This window comes from Chachezhania sediminis, from assembly GCF_009765275.1.
Classification (GTDB): domain Bacteria; phylum Pseudomonadota; class Alphaproteobacteria; order Rhodobacterales; family Rhodobacteraceae; genus Chachezhania; species Chachezhania sediminis.
This window is the reverse complement of sequence record NZ_VOPH01000010.1, coordinates 128,434-140,626: the sequence shown is the minus strand read 5'-3', so window position 1 is coordinate 140,626 and position 12,193 is coordinate 128,434. Positions and strand designations below refer to the sequence as shown.

13 protein-coding genes are annotated in these 12,193 nt (G+C 67.2%); 3 read left to right on the top strand and 10 right to left on the bottom strand.

The genetic code is table 11. The annotated features are described in order from the left end of the window. Nucleotides 1-476: RES family NAD+ phosphorylase (locus FQK05_RS21720; protein WP_158970871.1), on the top strand; the 476-nt coding region annotated here is incomplete at its 5' end. Between the two features lie 8 nt (nucleotides 477-484). Here the strand turns inward: FQK05_RS21720 and FQK05_RS21715 are convergent. The 6 genes from FQK05_RS21715 to FQK05_RS21690 form a co-directional block, all read right to left on the bottom strand. After that, nucleotides 485-1,936, bottom strand: coding sequence for a xylulokinase (locus FQK05_RS21715; RefSeq protein ID WP_158970869.1), 1,452 nt, complete (start codon nucleotides 1,934-1,936; stop codon nucleotides 485-487). Nucleotides 1,937-2,252: 316 nt separating this feature from the next. Next, a complete protein-coding gene (locus tag FQK05_RS21710) occupies nucleotides 2,253-3,005 on the bottom strand; it encodes an ATP-binding cassette domain-containing protein (RefSeq protein WP_158970867.1) in 753 nt (250 codons plus the stop codon). Between the two features lie 41 nt (nucleotides 3,006-3,046). Further along, nucleotides 3,047-3,997 (bottom strand): sugar ABC transporter substrate-binding protein, encoded by a 951-nt coding sequence (locus tag FQK05_RS21705; protein WP_158970865.1) that lies wholly within the window; start codon nucleotides 3,995-3,997, stop codon nucleotides 3,047-3,049. Nucleotides 3,998-4,019: 22 nt separating this feature from the next. Beyond that, nucleotides 4,020-4,961 carry an ABC transporter permease gene (locus tag FQK05_RS21700; protein WP_158970863.1) on the bottom strand — a complete coding sequence of 314 codons (942 nt, stop codon included), beginning with the start codon at nucleotides 4,959-4,961 and terminating at the stop codon, nucleotides 4,020-4,022. A gap of 25 nt (nucleotides 4,962-4,986) precedes the next feature. After that, nucleotides 4,987-5,499, bottom strand: a complete 513-nt coding sequence (locus tag FQK05_RS21695) for a hypothetical protein (protein WP_158970861.1) — start codon at nucleotides 5,497-5,499, stop codon at nucleotides 4,987-4,989. Then, entirely contained in the window at nucleotides 5,499-6,461 is a 963-nt protein-coding gene (locus FQK05_RS21690) for a nucleoside hydrolase (protein ID WP_158970859.1), read from the bottom strand. The genes FQK05_RS21695 and FQK05_RS21690 overlap by 1 nt, the downstream gene beginning before the upstream one ends. Before the next feature lie 104 nt (nucleotides 6,462-6,565). Between FQK05_RS21690 and FQK05_RS21685 the strand changes: the two genes are divergently transcribed. Both FQK05_RS21685 and FQK05_RS21680 read left to right on the top strand, forming a co-directional pair. Next, on the top strand, nucleotides 6,566-7,084 hold the full coding sequence (locus FQK05_RS21685) for a MarR family winged helix-turn-helix transcriptional regulator (RefSeq protein ID WP_158970857.1): 519 nt from the start codon (nucleotides 6,566-6,568) through the stop codon (nucleotides 7,082-7,084). Nucleotides 7,085-7,346: 262 nt separating this feature from the next. Further along, on the top strand, nucleotides 7,347-8,267 hold the full coding sequence (locus FQK05_RS21680) for a glutaminase (RefSeq protein ID WP_158970855.1): 921 nt from the start codon (nucleotides 7,347-7,349) through the stop codon (nucleotides 8,265-8,267). On the opposite strand, the gene FQK05_RS21675 is transcribed toward FQK05_RS21680, so the two are convergent. From FQK05_RS21675 to FQK05_RS21660, 4 genes are read right to left on the bottom strand one after another with little or no spacing between them, the layout of a single operon-like run. Continuing rightward, the gene (locus FQK05_RS21675; protein ID WP_233270627.1) at nucleotides 8,264-9,298 is read right to left on the bottom strand and encodes a FecCD family ABC transporter permease; all 1,035 of its coding nucleotides are present in this window, start codon (nucleotides 9,296-9,298) and stop codon (nucleotides 8,264-8,266) included. The genes FQK05_RS21680 and FQK05_RS21675 overlap by 4 nt on opposite strands. Further along, on the bottom strand, nucleotides 9,295-10,317 hold the full coding sequence (locus tag FQK05_RS21670) for a FecCD family ABC transporter permease (RefSeq protein WP_158970853.1): 1,023 nt from the start codon (nucleotides 10,315-10,317) through the stop codon (nucleotides 9,295-9,297). The genes FQK05_RS21675 and FQK05_RS21670 overlap by 4 nt, the downstream gene beginning before the upstream one ends. Next, complete coding sequence (gene fepB, locus FQK05_RS21665) at nucleotides 10,314-11,276, bottom strand: Fe2+-enterobactin ABC transporter substrate-binding protein (RefSeq protein ID WP_158970851.1); 963 nt, start codon at nucleotides 11,274-11,276, stop codon at nucleotides 10,314-10,316. The genes FQK05_RS21670 and fepB overlap by 4 nt, the downstream gene beginning before the upstream one ends. Then, the gene (locus FQK05_RS21660; protein WP_199252736.1) at nucleotides 11,257-12,123 is read right to left on the bottom strand and encodes a siderophore-interacting protein; all 867 of its coding nucleotides are present in this window, start codon (nucleotides 12,121-12,123) and stop codon (nucleotides 11,257-11,259) included. The genes fepB and FQK05_RS21660 overlap by 20 nt, the downstream gene beginning before the upstream one ends. Between the last annotated feature and the right edge of the window lie 70 nt (nucleotides 12,124-12,193).

Here is a 12,193-nt window from a genome sequence, read left to right as displayed (position 1 = left end):
GGGTCTATGGAAACAGCCATGTCAATGCGGCCTTCACCTATACGCGCTCGGGTGGCAACCGTTTCAACGCCGAAGGGCGCGGCGCCTGGTACTGTGCTTGGGACGTCATGGTCTCGGTGGCCGAGGTCGCCTTTCACAGAACCCGGGAACTGGCCTTCGCAGGTCATTTCCACGACACCGCGCGCTATGTCGAACTCCACGCCGACTTCATCGGCACCTTCGACGACATGACGGATGAACCGGGCCATCCGGCGCTGGATGCCGATCCGGCCCGCGGTTACCCTGAAGGGCAGCGGTTGGCCGATGCGCTGCGCCATGACGGGTCGCGGGGGCTTATCTATCCATCGGTCCGGGCTCCGGAAGGCAATTGCCTGGTCTGTTTCGACCCGCATGCCGTCCAGAACGTCCGGCCCGGCGCCAGTTGGGACCTGTGCTGGGATGGCACAGCCGACTATTCGATCCGCGCCATCGCCTGAGGGCCGGGCTAGCGCACGCCGTCGGCAGCCATCTTGTGCAGGACAGGGCGCAAAGCCTCTGTCGCCAAGCGGAACATCCCGAAGCGCGCGTCGTGATAGGCGCGGCGGTCCGGGTCCGGCAGGTAGGTCGTCGACGCATCGGACGGCAGCGCCGTCAGGGCGCGGTCGGGACCAAGCGGCAGGCGGGCCGCACCCAGAAGGCCGGTTTCGGCACTGTGGGGCACCAGAACCGGGCGGTCCAGAACATCCGCCTTCAGCTGGCACAGGCCCGGATGCCCGGCCAGCCCGCCGGAGAAGCTGACATGGCCGATCCTCTCCCCCGTCGCCGTTTCCGCCCGCAGCAGGATCTCGCGCGACAGATAGGCCATGCCTTCGGCCACGCCGCGAAGGAACGCATCGGCGTCGTGGCCCGCGTCCAGACCGATGAAGGCCCCGCGCAGGGCCGGGTCCCAGAAGGGGGTCCGCTCTCCGTCCAGGAAGGGCAGGAACAGCGGAGCGGGAGAGATGTCGGCAAGGGCCGCGTCCACCGCGGCGCCCATGCCCTGGCCCTTGTGGAACCGCTCTGCCGCCCATTGCAGGCGAGAGGCCGCGCCCTGGCTGGGGCCGCCCAGCTGCCACAGATCCGGGCCCCATTCGACTGTCAGAAGGCCCGGCGCGTCGGCCCTTGTGGCCGTGATCACGCCAAAGACGTCGCTGGTGCCGGAAATCCCATAGCCCGCGCCGGGGACCAGTCCGCCGGAACCCAGGACACAGGTCCAGGTGTCCAGCGAACCGCAATGGACCGGAACGCCGGCCAGACGGTCGAACGGCGCAGGCAGGCCATGGCGGACGGGGCCCACGATATCGAAGGGCGAGATGACCTGCGGGATCAGGTCTGCATCGATCCCCAGTGTGGCGAGACCGGCACTGGCGTCAATTCCCAGCACCCGCCGGTTGGGCGTCTGCGAGATCGTGTCGACGGCGGCGATGCCGGTCAGGCAGAGGTTCAGATAATCCTTGGGCTCGATGACCGTTCTGGCACGCGCCCAGTTTTCCGGCTCGTACCGTTGCAGCCAGAGGAGCCGCGCCAGCGGGTCAAAGGGGCCGAGATTTACGTACAGGCTGCGAAGCGGGGCGGGGGCTTCCGCCTGCAATTCCTCCAGCAGGTCTGCCGCGCGGGCGTCCTGGAAAGCGATGGCCGGACGGACAGGCTGGTCATCCGCGTCCAGCAACACCTGTGTCCGGGTGAAGCCGCAGCCCCCGATTGCCGTGACGGCAGCGAAGTCATGGCCTCGGGCGGCCAGTTCGGTGCCCGCCTCACGGAAGGCGGACCACCAGAGGGTCGGGTCGGCCTCGGACCGGTCGCCGGACTGCGTCAGGGACAGGGGTTTTCGGACCATGTCCGACAGGGTGCCATCCGCTTCGACGATGGCCAGCCGAAGGCTGCTGCCGCCCAGATCATAGGCCAGGACTTGTGCCATGCGGGCTCTCCTTCGTGACGTCAGGGTGCAAAGCATGGTTTTGGGGCGGGGATGTCAAGGTGGCGGGACGGCTGATGCTGTTGCGAGAAGGGTAGCGGCGGGGCCGCGGGAAGGGCGCGAAGCGGCCGCCCCCCTATTGGGAGCCGGGCCGGCCGCTACCCGGTCTGCGGCCGGGTGGGACAGTTGGTCAGCGACCCTCCGAAGCTTGGTGAACCCGGTCGAGTTCTACGCTTTCTTGCCAAAGCACCGATGTCCCATCCCAGCGCGCCGAGGAACGAGCATTGAGTGGAGTGGATCCACATAGCCGCCCCGGAACCTAGTGAAACCGGTCGCCCGTGCCGCTGAGGATGTAGTGGGAAAGATTGTCGGCGGTCAGGTCGCCGCCTTCCAGGTCGATCTGGTTCTTGCCCGTCCGCAGGATGGAGATCCGGTCGGCGACGGCTGCCACGTCCTGCATGGCGTGGCTGATCAGGATCACAGTCTTGCCGGAGGCTTTCAGCGACCGGACAAGGTCAAGGACCTGCTCCGTCTCGCGCACGCCCAGGGCCGCGGTCGGTTCGTCCAGGATCACGGTGTCGGCGTTCCAGCGCAGCGCGCGGCTGATCGCGACCGCCTGCCTCTGCCCGCCCGACAATTCGTTCACCTTGGCGTTCATGTCGGTGATCGACGGGTTCAGCTGCGCCATGTAGCCCACCGCCGCGCGCCGCATGGCGGGCTTGTCCAGCAGCCGCAGGCCGAGCACGTTCCGGGTCAGCTCGGCCCCCATGAAGATGTTCTGGTAGATCGTCATTTCGGGCGCCACCGCCAGATCCTGGTGGATCGTGGCGATGCCCGCCGTCAGGGACGCATGCGGGCTGTCGAAATGAACGGGCTTGCCGTCCACGACGATCTCTCCCCGGTCGGGCTGTTCCACCCCGGCCAGGATCTTGATGAAGGTGGACTTGCCCGCACCGTTGTCGCCGCAGATCGCGTGGATCTCGCCTTCGTGAACGTCGACGCTGACGCCTTTCAGGGCCTCGACCGCGCCGTAGTTCTTGAAGATGTTCCGTGTCGAAATCTTGACCGGCATGATGTCCTCGCGGTTGCGGCCCCTTGGTGCGGGCGCGCCAGTTATTCGACGATGAATTCGTCCACGTTGGTCTTGTCGACCAGGGTCGCCGGGATGAACAGGTAGGGCCCGGGCACCAGGTCTTCCTTGGCCACGCCGTCAACCGCGATCTTCTGCATCATCTCCACGGCCGAGGCCGCCATGTCCTCGAACGGGATGGCCACGGTGGCGGTCATCATCGAGTACGGATCCTTGATCCGGCGATAGACTTCCTGACCGCCGTCGATGGACACCAGCGCCACGTCGCCCTTTTCCATCCCGCCTTCCTTCAGCAGGTCGTCAATGATCAGCGCCTGACCGTCGAAGGACGCCCAGACGGCCCCGAAATTGCCGGCGTTCTGAAGGATCAGCGCGCTCATCCCGTTGCGGACGTCGTCCTGCCAGCTTTTCGTGCGGGCCATGGAATGTTCGCCGACCAGCTTCACCTGCGGGTTTTCCGACAGCACCAGGTCCAGCACCTCGCCCCGGATGCGGGCACCGGTGTTGGATTCGAACTTCTGCGCCAGGATATTGCCTTCAAAGTTGATGCTGCCCAGCGTGTAGATCGCGGCCTCGGCGGCCATGACATATTCGTTCGGCGTCACGTCGAACAGCGTGTGCGGGCTGGCCCCCGACGAAATGGTGATAACCGGAATCCCGGCGTCCTTCGCGGCCTGGAACTGGCCGTCGAACTGCACGGGCTTGGACATGCACAGGATCATCGCGTCCACGCCCTTCTGGATCAGGTTGTCCAATTGCGAGGCATGGGTTTCCAGCGAACCGTTCGAATTCAGGACCTGCGCGTCCCAGCCCAGCTCCTTAGCCTTTTCACCGACGGTATTGGCACAACGCGCCTGGGTTTCGGCGGACATCTGGAAGGCCACGACGCCCAGTTCGAATGCATAGGCCTGCGTGCCGGCGACCGCCGCTCCGGCCAGGCTGGCCGCGGCCAGCGCGTATTTGATGTTCTTCATCTTCAACTCCCGTCCATTATTGTTACAGGGCGAAGGCCGCCCTCTTCAGAACAGACGCCGAGACGGCGACCGATACGATGATGATGATACCCAGCATGATGTCCTGGATGTAATACTGCGCGCCCAGCAGGACCAAGCCGTTGGACAGCATCACGATGATCAGCGCGCCGACGAACGTGCCCAGAATATTGGGCTTGGCGGGGGTGAACATGGTCATGCCCAGAAGCGTCGCCGCGATGCCGTTCAGCATGAAGTCCCCGGCCATCTGCGGCGCGGCCGACGACAGGTTCGCCACCAGGAACATCGCCGTCACGCCCGCGCCCAGGCCCGACAGCGCCAAGCCGATCATCTTGGCCTTGCGGGTGTCGATGCCGGACCGGCGCGCGGCTTCCTCGTTCTCGCCCGTGGCTTGCAGATGGACGCCCAGCCGGGTCTGGGTCGACAAGACCAGCACCACCGCCAGGATCGCCAGGGTGAAGAGGATGATCACCGGGACCGACCCGATCTTGCCGCGACCGAGGTATAGGAAATTCTGGTCCCACCGGCCCACGAAGGCAACGCCGCCGGTGATCATGAAGGCCAGACCGTTTGCAATCGACGCGGTTCCAAGGGTCGAAATAAGCGAAGGCACCTTCAGCACCGTCACAAGGAACCCGTTCAGAAGACCGCCGAACAGCCCCGTGGCGATGCCAGCCGCAACGGCGACGGGCCAGGCGACATCGGACGAGATCAGGAAGCCGATCACAACGGCCGAAAGGCTGCAGAGGTTTGCAAAGGCCAGGTCCAGTTCCGACGTGATCAGCGCGAAGGTGAAGCCGAAGGCCAGAATCGACAGAAAGCTGACCTGCTTCAGCACGTTGAACAGGTTCGCCGTGCTGAGAAAGTTGTTGGCGAAGATCGCGAGGAACACGAACAGCGCCAGCCCGGCCAGGGCGGTGCCGTAGGTCTCGATCAGCTTCTTCATCGGGTCATATCCGTCGGACAGGGGGTCATGGTTGTCCCAGGCACTGGGGCGGACAGGCCTTGTCCCAGAAGGGTTCGGTCGCCCGGTCTGCATCGTGGTCGCGATAGCCGGCCGGCGCCGGGCTGACATCGCCCCACCAGCCATGGGCGCAGACTGACCGCCAGGCCATCTGGTCTTCCAGCGTGCGTTCCGGCGTGTCGTGGACGGCCTTCAGCGCGTCCCAGGCGGCGCGCAGCGCGGCGTCGGTGTCGTCCGACGGCGCCTTGCAATAGTCGTAATAGGCGCCGGTCAGGGCCTTCATCTCTGCCGCGATTTCGGGCCAGGCTTCCGGGTCCAGGTGCCAGGCGCCCATCCAGTCCTCGACCACGGCCGCCACAGCCGCGTCCTTGCCGCGGTCCATGAACTTCTGCATCGTCAGCAGCATGTGGCGCGTCAGTTCGGCCGCGGCGTGGTAGCGCCGGGCCTGGGCGGCAGCGGCCTTCATCGCAGCTATCGAGGCTTCGGCCTTGGCGGTGAAATCTTCCAGCATGTGGGGCATCAGGTGACCTGTCTGATCGGGGTGGGCGCAACATCCAGCGTCCGGACGGCATCCGCCATGCGCAAGAACATCGCATCTGCATCCAGCTGGCCCACGACGTGGGCATTGGGTGCCTGACCGCTGCGACCCCACCAGTCGATGGTGGTGCGGCCCACGGTCGGGCCTTCGGTGGTTTCGACATCGACCCGGCAGTCGCGGCCCTCGAAGAGGTCCGGCCACAGCAGCCAGGCGATGACGCACGGATCGTGCATCGGATGGCCTTCACCGCCGCCCAGCGAGGCGCCACCCGGCCGTTCCCGGCGCAGCATAGACAGGATCTGGGCCTGCACCGGACCGGAACCGTCAAAGCCCGTCAGCCGGGCAGGTGAGGCCACGGCCTGATAGGTCGCGGACAGGGGGAACAGCGTGATCGGGATGCCGGCGTCGAAGACGATGGCCGCGGCATGGGGGTCGACGAAAGTGTTGAACTCGGCCGCCGCAGTGATGTTGCCCAGATCCCGCGCGCCGCCCATGATCACCAGCCGGTCGATTGTGCCCGCGATCCCGGGCGCCAGCCGCAGGGCCATGGCGATATTGGTAAGGGGGCCAAGCGCGCACAGCGTCAGGGGCCGGTCGCTTGCCAGAAGGGTGTCCACGATGAAGTTCACGGCATGGCCCGGATTGGCCCGCCGCCGCGGCGCGGGCAGGGCCATGCCCGCCAGCCCGTCGCTGCCACATATGAACTCTGCCGTGTGAAGGGGACGCATCAGGGGCGCGGCACAGCCCGCATGGACCGGAAGGTCGTCCCGCCCGGCCAGCTGACAGATCCGAAGGGCATTGACAGTGGTCTGCTCGACCTGCACGTTTCCGGCCACGGTGGTGATGCCCGCGACCTCAAGCGCCTGTTCGGACGCCAGCGCCAGCAGGATCGCCAGCGCATCGTCCTGCCCGGGATCCGTGTCGATGATGATGCGCCGTCCCATATGCGGTTCCCGATCCCCCGATGCGCCCGACTCTCGCAGTGCTTGTAGAGGGCGCGCCTATATCTTAGTGAATAAGATATTCAGCATCTAAGAGGGTTTCGCGCATGGCTGTCAAGGACGAAGCACCCGTGCCCGTGGAGTCCGGCAAGATGGCCCGGATCGAGCTGCTGGAGCGCCGGATCCGCGCGGCAAATGCACAGCGCACGCTTTACGGGTCGGTCCTTGCGGGCAAGCTGGCGATGCACCAGACCGACCTGGAATGCCTGTTCATAATCACGCTGGGAACGGACGTGACCCCGGGCCAGCTGGCGCAGGAAACCGGGCTGACCAGCGGCGCGATCACCGGCGTCATCGACCGGATCGAACGTGCAGGCTACATCCGCCGGGTCCGCGATACCGGTGACCGGCGGCGGGTATTCCTGGAACCGGTCTGGCCACGGATCGAGGAGATCCGCGCCATCAACCGCCGCGCCAACCGCGCCTGGCTGGACGAATTGGCCCGGTATTCCGACGCAGAACTGGACGTGCTGCTGGATTTCGCGGACCGCAACTATCATGCCGCTATCAATGCCACGGTCGCCTTGCGCAAGGAACCGGCCCGCAAACCGCGCGGCAAGGACTGACCGGCGCGACACTGGGCAAGGGGACGATGCCCGCCGGGACCCGGAGCGCGGGGTGGCAAGGCCGACCCGTGCCGCGATTGGGACATGGACGCCGGCATCATGGGCGCCTTTTCCGCCATGGCGATGCGGACGCGATACAGTCCCGGCCCGCGGCCGGCATTCTTGCACGAATCCGTCGTGACCGGCGTCCCGGGACGTGGTTCCATGCCGGGCGCCGGACAGATCCCCGGGGCGCCACCGCTACGGGCACGGATGCATCGCCATGGATGTCGACCTTCTGGAAAAGATCTGCGCCGACATGCGCGGAGCACCCGATCTTGGGAAAGTCGCCGATTACATCCCGGAACTGGCCAAGGTCGATCCACGGCATTTCGGGATTTCCGTCTGTCTGGCCGACGGGCGGCAACTGAGCGCCGGGGACGCCGACGTCGAATTCTCGGTCCAGAGCGTTTCGAAGGTCTTTACTCTTTCCATCGCGCTGGGGCGCTTTGGCGAACGGCTGTGGCAGCGTGTGGGGCGCGAGCCGTCGACCAACGCCTTCAACTCGGTCCACGAGCTGGAAGTGCATGACGGCATTCCGCCCAATCCCTTCGTGAACTCGGGCGCCATCGTCACGACGGATGCACTGCTGGTCGGCGCCAGGCCGCGGGAAACGCTGGCCGAGATCCTGCATTTCGTCCGCTACGCCGCGTCCGACGACGATATCCACATCGATGCGGCAGTGGCGCGGTCGGAAAAGCTGACCGGCGACAAGAACTGGGCGCTGGCCCACATGCTGCGGGCCTATCGCAACCTCGACAATGCCTGCGCGCTGGCCCTGGGGACCTATTTCCACCAATGCGCCATCCGGATGAGTTGCGAGCAGCTGGCCCGCTTCGGCCGGTTCCTGGCGCATATCCATCCCCACCGGTCGCCCGTCCGGGCGGAACATGTGCGCAATATCAATGCGCTGATGCTGACCTGCGGACATTACGACGGATCGGGGGAATTCGCGTTCCGGGTGGGGATGCCGGCGAAAAGCGGCGTGGGCGGCGGGATCCTGGCCGTGGTGCCGGGCATCGCCTCGGTCGCCGTATGGTCGCCGGGGCTGAACAAGCACGGCAATTCGCTGCGCGGCACCGCGGCGCTGGAGGAACTGTCGACCGCCTGCCGCTGGTCGGTCTTCGAACCGCACGACCGCTAGCGGTCCCGCTGCAACAGGACGACCATGAGGTAAAGTCCGCCCAAGAGGCCCGTGGTCAGCCCGATGGGCAGGGTCAGGCGGAAGGGAGCGACCTGGCCCAGAAGGTCCGCGGCCAGAAGCAGCACGGCGCCGGTCAGGGCGCCGGTCAGGATCGGCACTTCCGGCGCACGGGTCAGGCGTCGGGCGATCTGCGGCCCCGCAAGCGCGATGAAGGCAATGGGCCCGGTGCTGGCCGTGGCGACCGAGGTCAGGCCGACAGCCGCCAGCACCGCCACCATGCGCGTCCGGCCGACATGGATGCCCAGGCCCGTTGCGATATCCGTCCCCATCTCCAGCAGGGCGAGCCTTCGGGCGTTGACGACCAGCACCGGCAGCAGCAGCAGCATCGCGACGAAGGCCGGGCCGACATGGGACCAGCTGCGCCCGGTCAGCGAACCTGCCAGCCAGATCTGCGCCGCCATCGCCTGGTCGATGCCGCCCTTGACCATCAGCATCGTGTTGACGCCGGTCAGGACCGCGCCGCAACCGATGCCGATCAGGATCAGGCGGTATCCGCCGCCCGCGCCGCGCTGCCGGGCCAGTGCCAGCACGGTAAAAGCGGTCAGCAGGCCGGCGCCGACGGCGGCCAATGCCGTCTCGGTCGGACCGGTCTGGAACAGGACGATGCCGGTAATTGCCCCGGTCGCTGCACCGGTGGTGAAGCCGATGACATCGGGCGATCCCAGCGCATTGCGCGAAATCGACTGAAACGCCGCACCGGCCGCACCCAACGAGGCCCCGACGATGGCCGCAGTCAGCAGGCGGGGCAGGCGCAGAAGCCGGACGATCCGTGTGGCCATCCCGTCGTCTTCGCTGCCCATCAGCCCGGCCAGCACCCGATCCGGCGTGAGCCGGATCGTGCCCATGCCCAGCAGGGCCAGCGCCAGGGCACCGGCCACCACCAGCAGCACGGCACCGACGGCCAGCGTACGCGGCCGCCAGAGCAGGCTGCACCCGCCCAGGCGCAGCAGGCGCTGGCCCGCCGGGATCACAGCCGCGCCAGGCGGAACCGCCGGACCACGTAGATGAAAAAGGGCCCGCCCAGGATCGTGGCGACGATGCCGGCGGCAAGCTCGTCCGGCGCCACGATCACCCGGCCGATGATGTCGGCGGTCAGCAGCAGACAGCCCGCGAACAAAGCGGACAACGGCAGCAGGTCCCGGTTGTCGGGCCCGGTCACCGCCCGCGCCATGTGCGGTGCGACAAGGCCCACGAAACCGATGGGCCCCGCCGTCGCCGTTGCCGCACCGGCCAGGATCATGACCGACAGGCAGGCCAGCCCCCAGATCCGCTGTGGATGAAGCCCCAGCGCGCGGCCCATGCTTTCGCCCATGGCCAGCGCGTTCAGGGACGGCGCAAGCGTCAGTGCCAGCGCGCCGCCGATCACCAGCGCCACCGCCATGGTCCAGACAGCCGCCATGCCGCGGCCTTCCAGCGACCCGGCGCTCCAGCCGCGGAAGGTGTCCAGCACCTCCAGCCCGGCATTCAGGATCACAAGGCTGACCGCCGCGCCCAGAACGATGGACAGGCCGGCCCCGGCAAGAAGCAAGCGAACGGGGTCGGCGCCGCTTTGATGCCCGCGGCCCAGGAAAAAGACGGCCGCACCCGCCAGGCCGGCGCCCAGAAACCCGAACCAGACAAATTGCGTGACCGCGGTCAGCCCGAAGGCCGCGGCCCCCAGCACCACCGCCATCGCGGCCCCGCCGTTCACGCCCAGAAGTCCGGGTTCGGCCAGCGGATTGCGGGTCACCGCCTGCATCACGGTCCCGGCCATGCCAAGGCCCGCGCCCACCAGGATCGCCAGCAACGCTCGGGGCACCCTCAGTTCGCGCACGATCAGGTGCAGGTCGTTGCCGGGCTGATAGGCGGCGAAGGCCGCCGCCACCTCGGGCAGGGGGATCGGCCGCGATCCCACGGCAAAGCTGGCCAGCACCAGCAGCACCGTCGCCGCCAGGCCCACGGCATAGCCCAACGGCGCCCGCGACCGGGCAAGGGCCAGCCCCGTCGTCATTCGGTAAAGTAGGATGCCACCGTCCCGACGATGTCGAGCCCGGAGTAATAGTCGATCCGGAACGAGGTCTGCCCGAGCGGGTAAACCTGCCCCGTCTGCACCGCCGGCAGGTTCGCCAGCACCGGATCGGCCAGGAAGGCCCGCACCGTTTCCGGCGTGCCGTTCAGGATGAACACCGTTTCCCCCGTGATCGCGGCAGGCAGGTTTTCATAGGAGATGAAGTCGAATTCCCGGGAATCCAGCACGGCGCCCCGCATGTCATCGGGCAGGCCCGTCACGGTGAAACCCAGATCCGTCAGGACCCGCGCCTGCGCGCTGTCGGGCTTCGATACCGCATAGGTGCCGCCGATGCCGTAGTTGACGATGCTGACCGTGCCGTCGGGCCGGGTCATTTTCGCCGCTGCCTCGGCCGCGCGGTCGGCGAAGTCCTGCGTGATCCGTTCCGCATGGGCCTCGTGCCCCGTGGCGCGGCCCAGCGTCCGGGCCAGCTCGATCCAGTCGTTTCGGCCGTAATCCAGTACCAGCACCGGCACGCCCATGGCCTGAAGGTCGTCCAGGTAGGGCAGGATTGTGTCCGCCCCGGTCGAAGAGCCGATGACAAGGTCGGGATCGGCCGCCAGCACCGCCTCGAAATCGAAGGCCAGCCGGGGATAAAGGACCTGAACGCCGCGTTCATGCGCGACATCGGCCCATTGCAGCAGGAAACCGTCGTCGTCGGCAATCGGGCTGACCATTGCGGCGGCGGTCGATTGCAGCGGCACCTCCAGCGCCAGCACCGTGCCCGTCAGCCCGGGCGAGGCCGAGATGACGGTTTCGGGCGGTGCGTCCAGGGTCAGCTCTCCACCGTCATGGCGGATGATGCGGGGCCAGCCCTCGTCGGCCTGCGCGGGCAGGGCCAAGGCCAAGCAAAGCGCGGCGGTGCCGATGGCGGCGCACAGATCAGATCGGGAGATCGGCATCGTCCAGCGCCTCCATCGGCAGGTTCCTGGCGCGGATCGCCTCGTATACCGTCAGGCGGATCCGGTCGAGGTCCGAGCTGGAGGTTCCCAGCCGCCAGTAGCCCAGGATCTGGATGTCGGCCCGGGCCATGCCCGCGGCCTGGAAATGGCTCCGCATGTCCTTCATCTCTTGACGCTCGCCTGCGGCCCAGAGGGTCCAGCCCGCCGGATCGGCCAGCGCATCGGTCGCAGCCCCGATCAGCAGCCGCCCGGTGCCCGGCGCCATGTCGGCACGGCGAAGCAGCAGGTGCCGGGACACACCGGGGATGTCGGGCAGTTCATCGAAGGCCTCGCGTGTTGCGGTCTCCACCCATACCTCGCCCTCTGCGCCCACGGGCCAGGCCGAAAGGATCGCGTAGACGGCGGGGATGGCCGTGTCGTCCGCGAAGATCGCGGTCTTCCTGCCGGGCGGGCAGGGTGGCACGAAATGGTTGCGGGGGCCGATCAGGCTGGCCGTGTCGCCGGGCCGGGTCTTCGCCAGCCATCGCATGGCCGGACTGTCGTCCTCATGCAGGACGAAATCGATTTCGATCAGGCTGGTCGCGGCATCGAAGCTGCGAACGGTGTAGATGCGGTTGACCGGCCGTTCGCCTTCGGGCGTTTCGACGTCGATCCGGATGGCGACGTTCGGGCGGGCCCAGGCCTCGGGCCGGTCCGACGGCACCCGGCCCGTCACACGCGCGACCGATGCAAAGGGTCGGCCGATCGCAACCACCTCCATCGCCGTGCGTTCCATGTCGCGGATGTGGTCGTCCTGTTCCAGGATACCCTTTGGGTCCCGGACAACATCTTTTGGGGCAGAGGTCATGGCAGCCTTTCCCCCGCCTGGCGGCGGAGTCGAACAATCGGTGATACGGGCTGGCTTTCGCGGGCAGTCC

What these genes read in the sequence shown, in the direction of transcription:
- FQK05_RS21705 (WP_158970865.1), bottom strand. Translation starts at nt 3,997, where the DNA reads ATGAAGAACATCAAATACGCGCTGGCCGCGGCCAGCCTGGCCGGAGCG.
- FQK05_RS21685 (WP_158970857.1), top strand. Translation starts at nt 6,566, where the DNA reads ATGGCTGTCAAGGACGAAGCACCCGTGCCCGTGGAGTCCGGCAAGATG.
- FQK05_RS21710 (WP_158970867.1), bottom strand. Translation starts at nt 3,005, where the DNA reads ATGCCGGTCAAGATTTCGACACGGAACATCTTCAAGAACTACGGCGCG.
- FQK05_RS21695 (WP_158970861.1), bottom strand. Translation starts at nt 5,499, where the DNA reads ATGCCCCACATGCTGGAAGATTTCACCGCCAAGGCCGAAGCCTCGATA.
- FQK05_RS21715 (WP_158970869.1), bottom strand. Translation starts at nt 1,936, where the DNA reads ATGGCACAAGTCCTGGCCTATGATCTGGGCGGCAGCAGCCTTCGGCTG.
- fepB (WP_158970851.1), bottom strand. Translation starts at nt 11,276, where the DNA reads ATGCCGATCTCCCGATCTGATCTGTGCGCCGCCATCGGCACCGCCGCG.
- FQK05_RS21680 (WP_158970855.1), top strand. Translation starts at nt 7,347, where the DNA reads ATGGATGTCGACCTTCTGGAAAAGATCTGCGCCGACATGCGCGGAGCA.
- FQK05_RS21670 (WP_158970853.1), bottom strand. Translation starts at nt 10,317, where the DNA reads ATGACGACGGGGCTGGCCCTTGCCCGGTCGCGGGCGCCGTTGGGCTAT.
- FQK05_RS21660 (WP_199252736.1), bottom strand. Translation starts at nt 12,123, where the DNA reads ATGACCTCTGCCCCAAAAGATGTTGTCCGGGACCCAAAGGGTATCCTG.
- FQK05_RS21700 (WP_158970863.1), bottom strand. Translation starts at nt 4,961, where the DNA reads ATGAAGAAGCTGATCGAGACCTACGGCACCGCCCTGGCCGGGCTGGCG.
- FQK05_RS21690 (WP_158970859.1), bottom strand. Translation starts at nt 6,461, where the DNA reads ATGGGACGGCGCATCATCATCGACACGGATCCCGGGCAGGACGATGCG.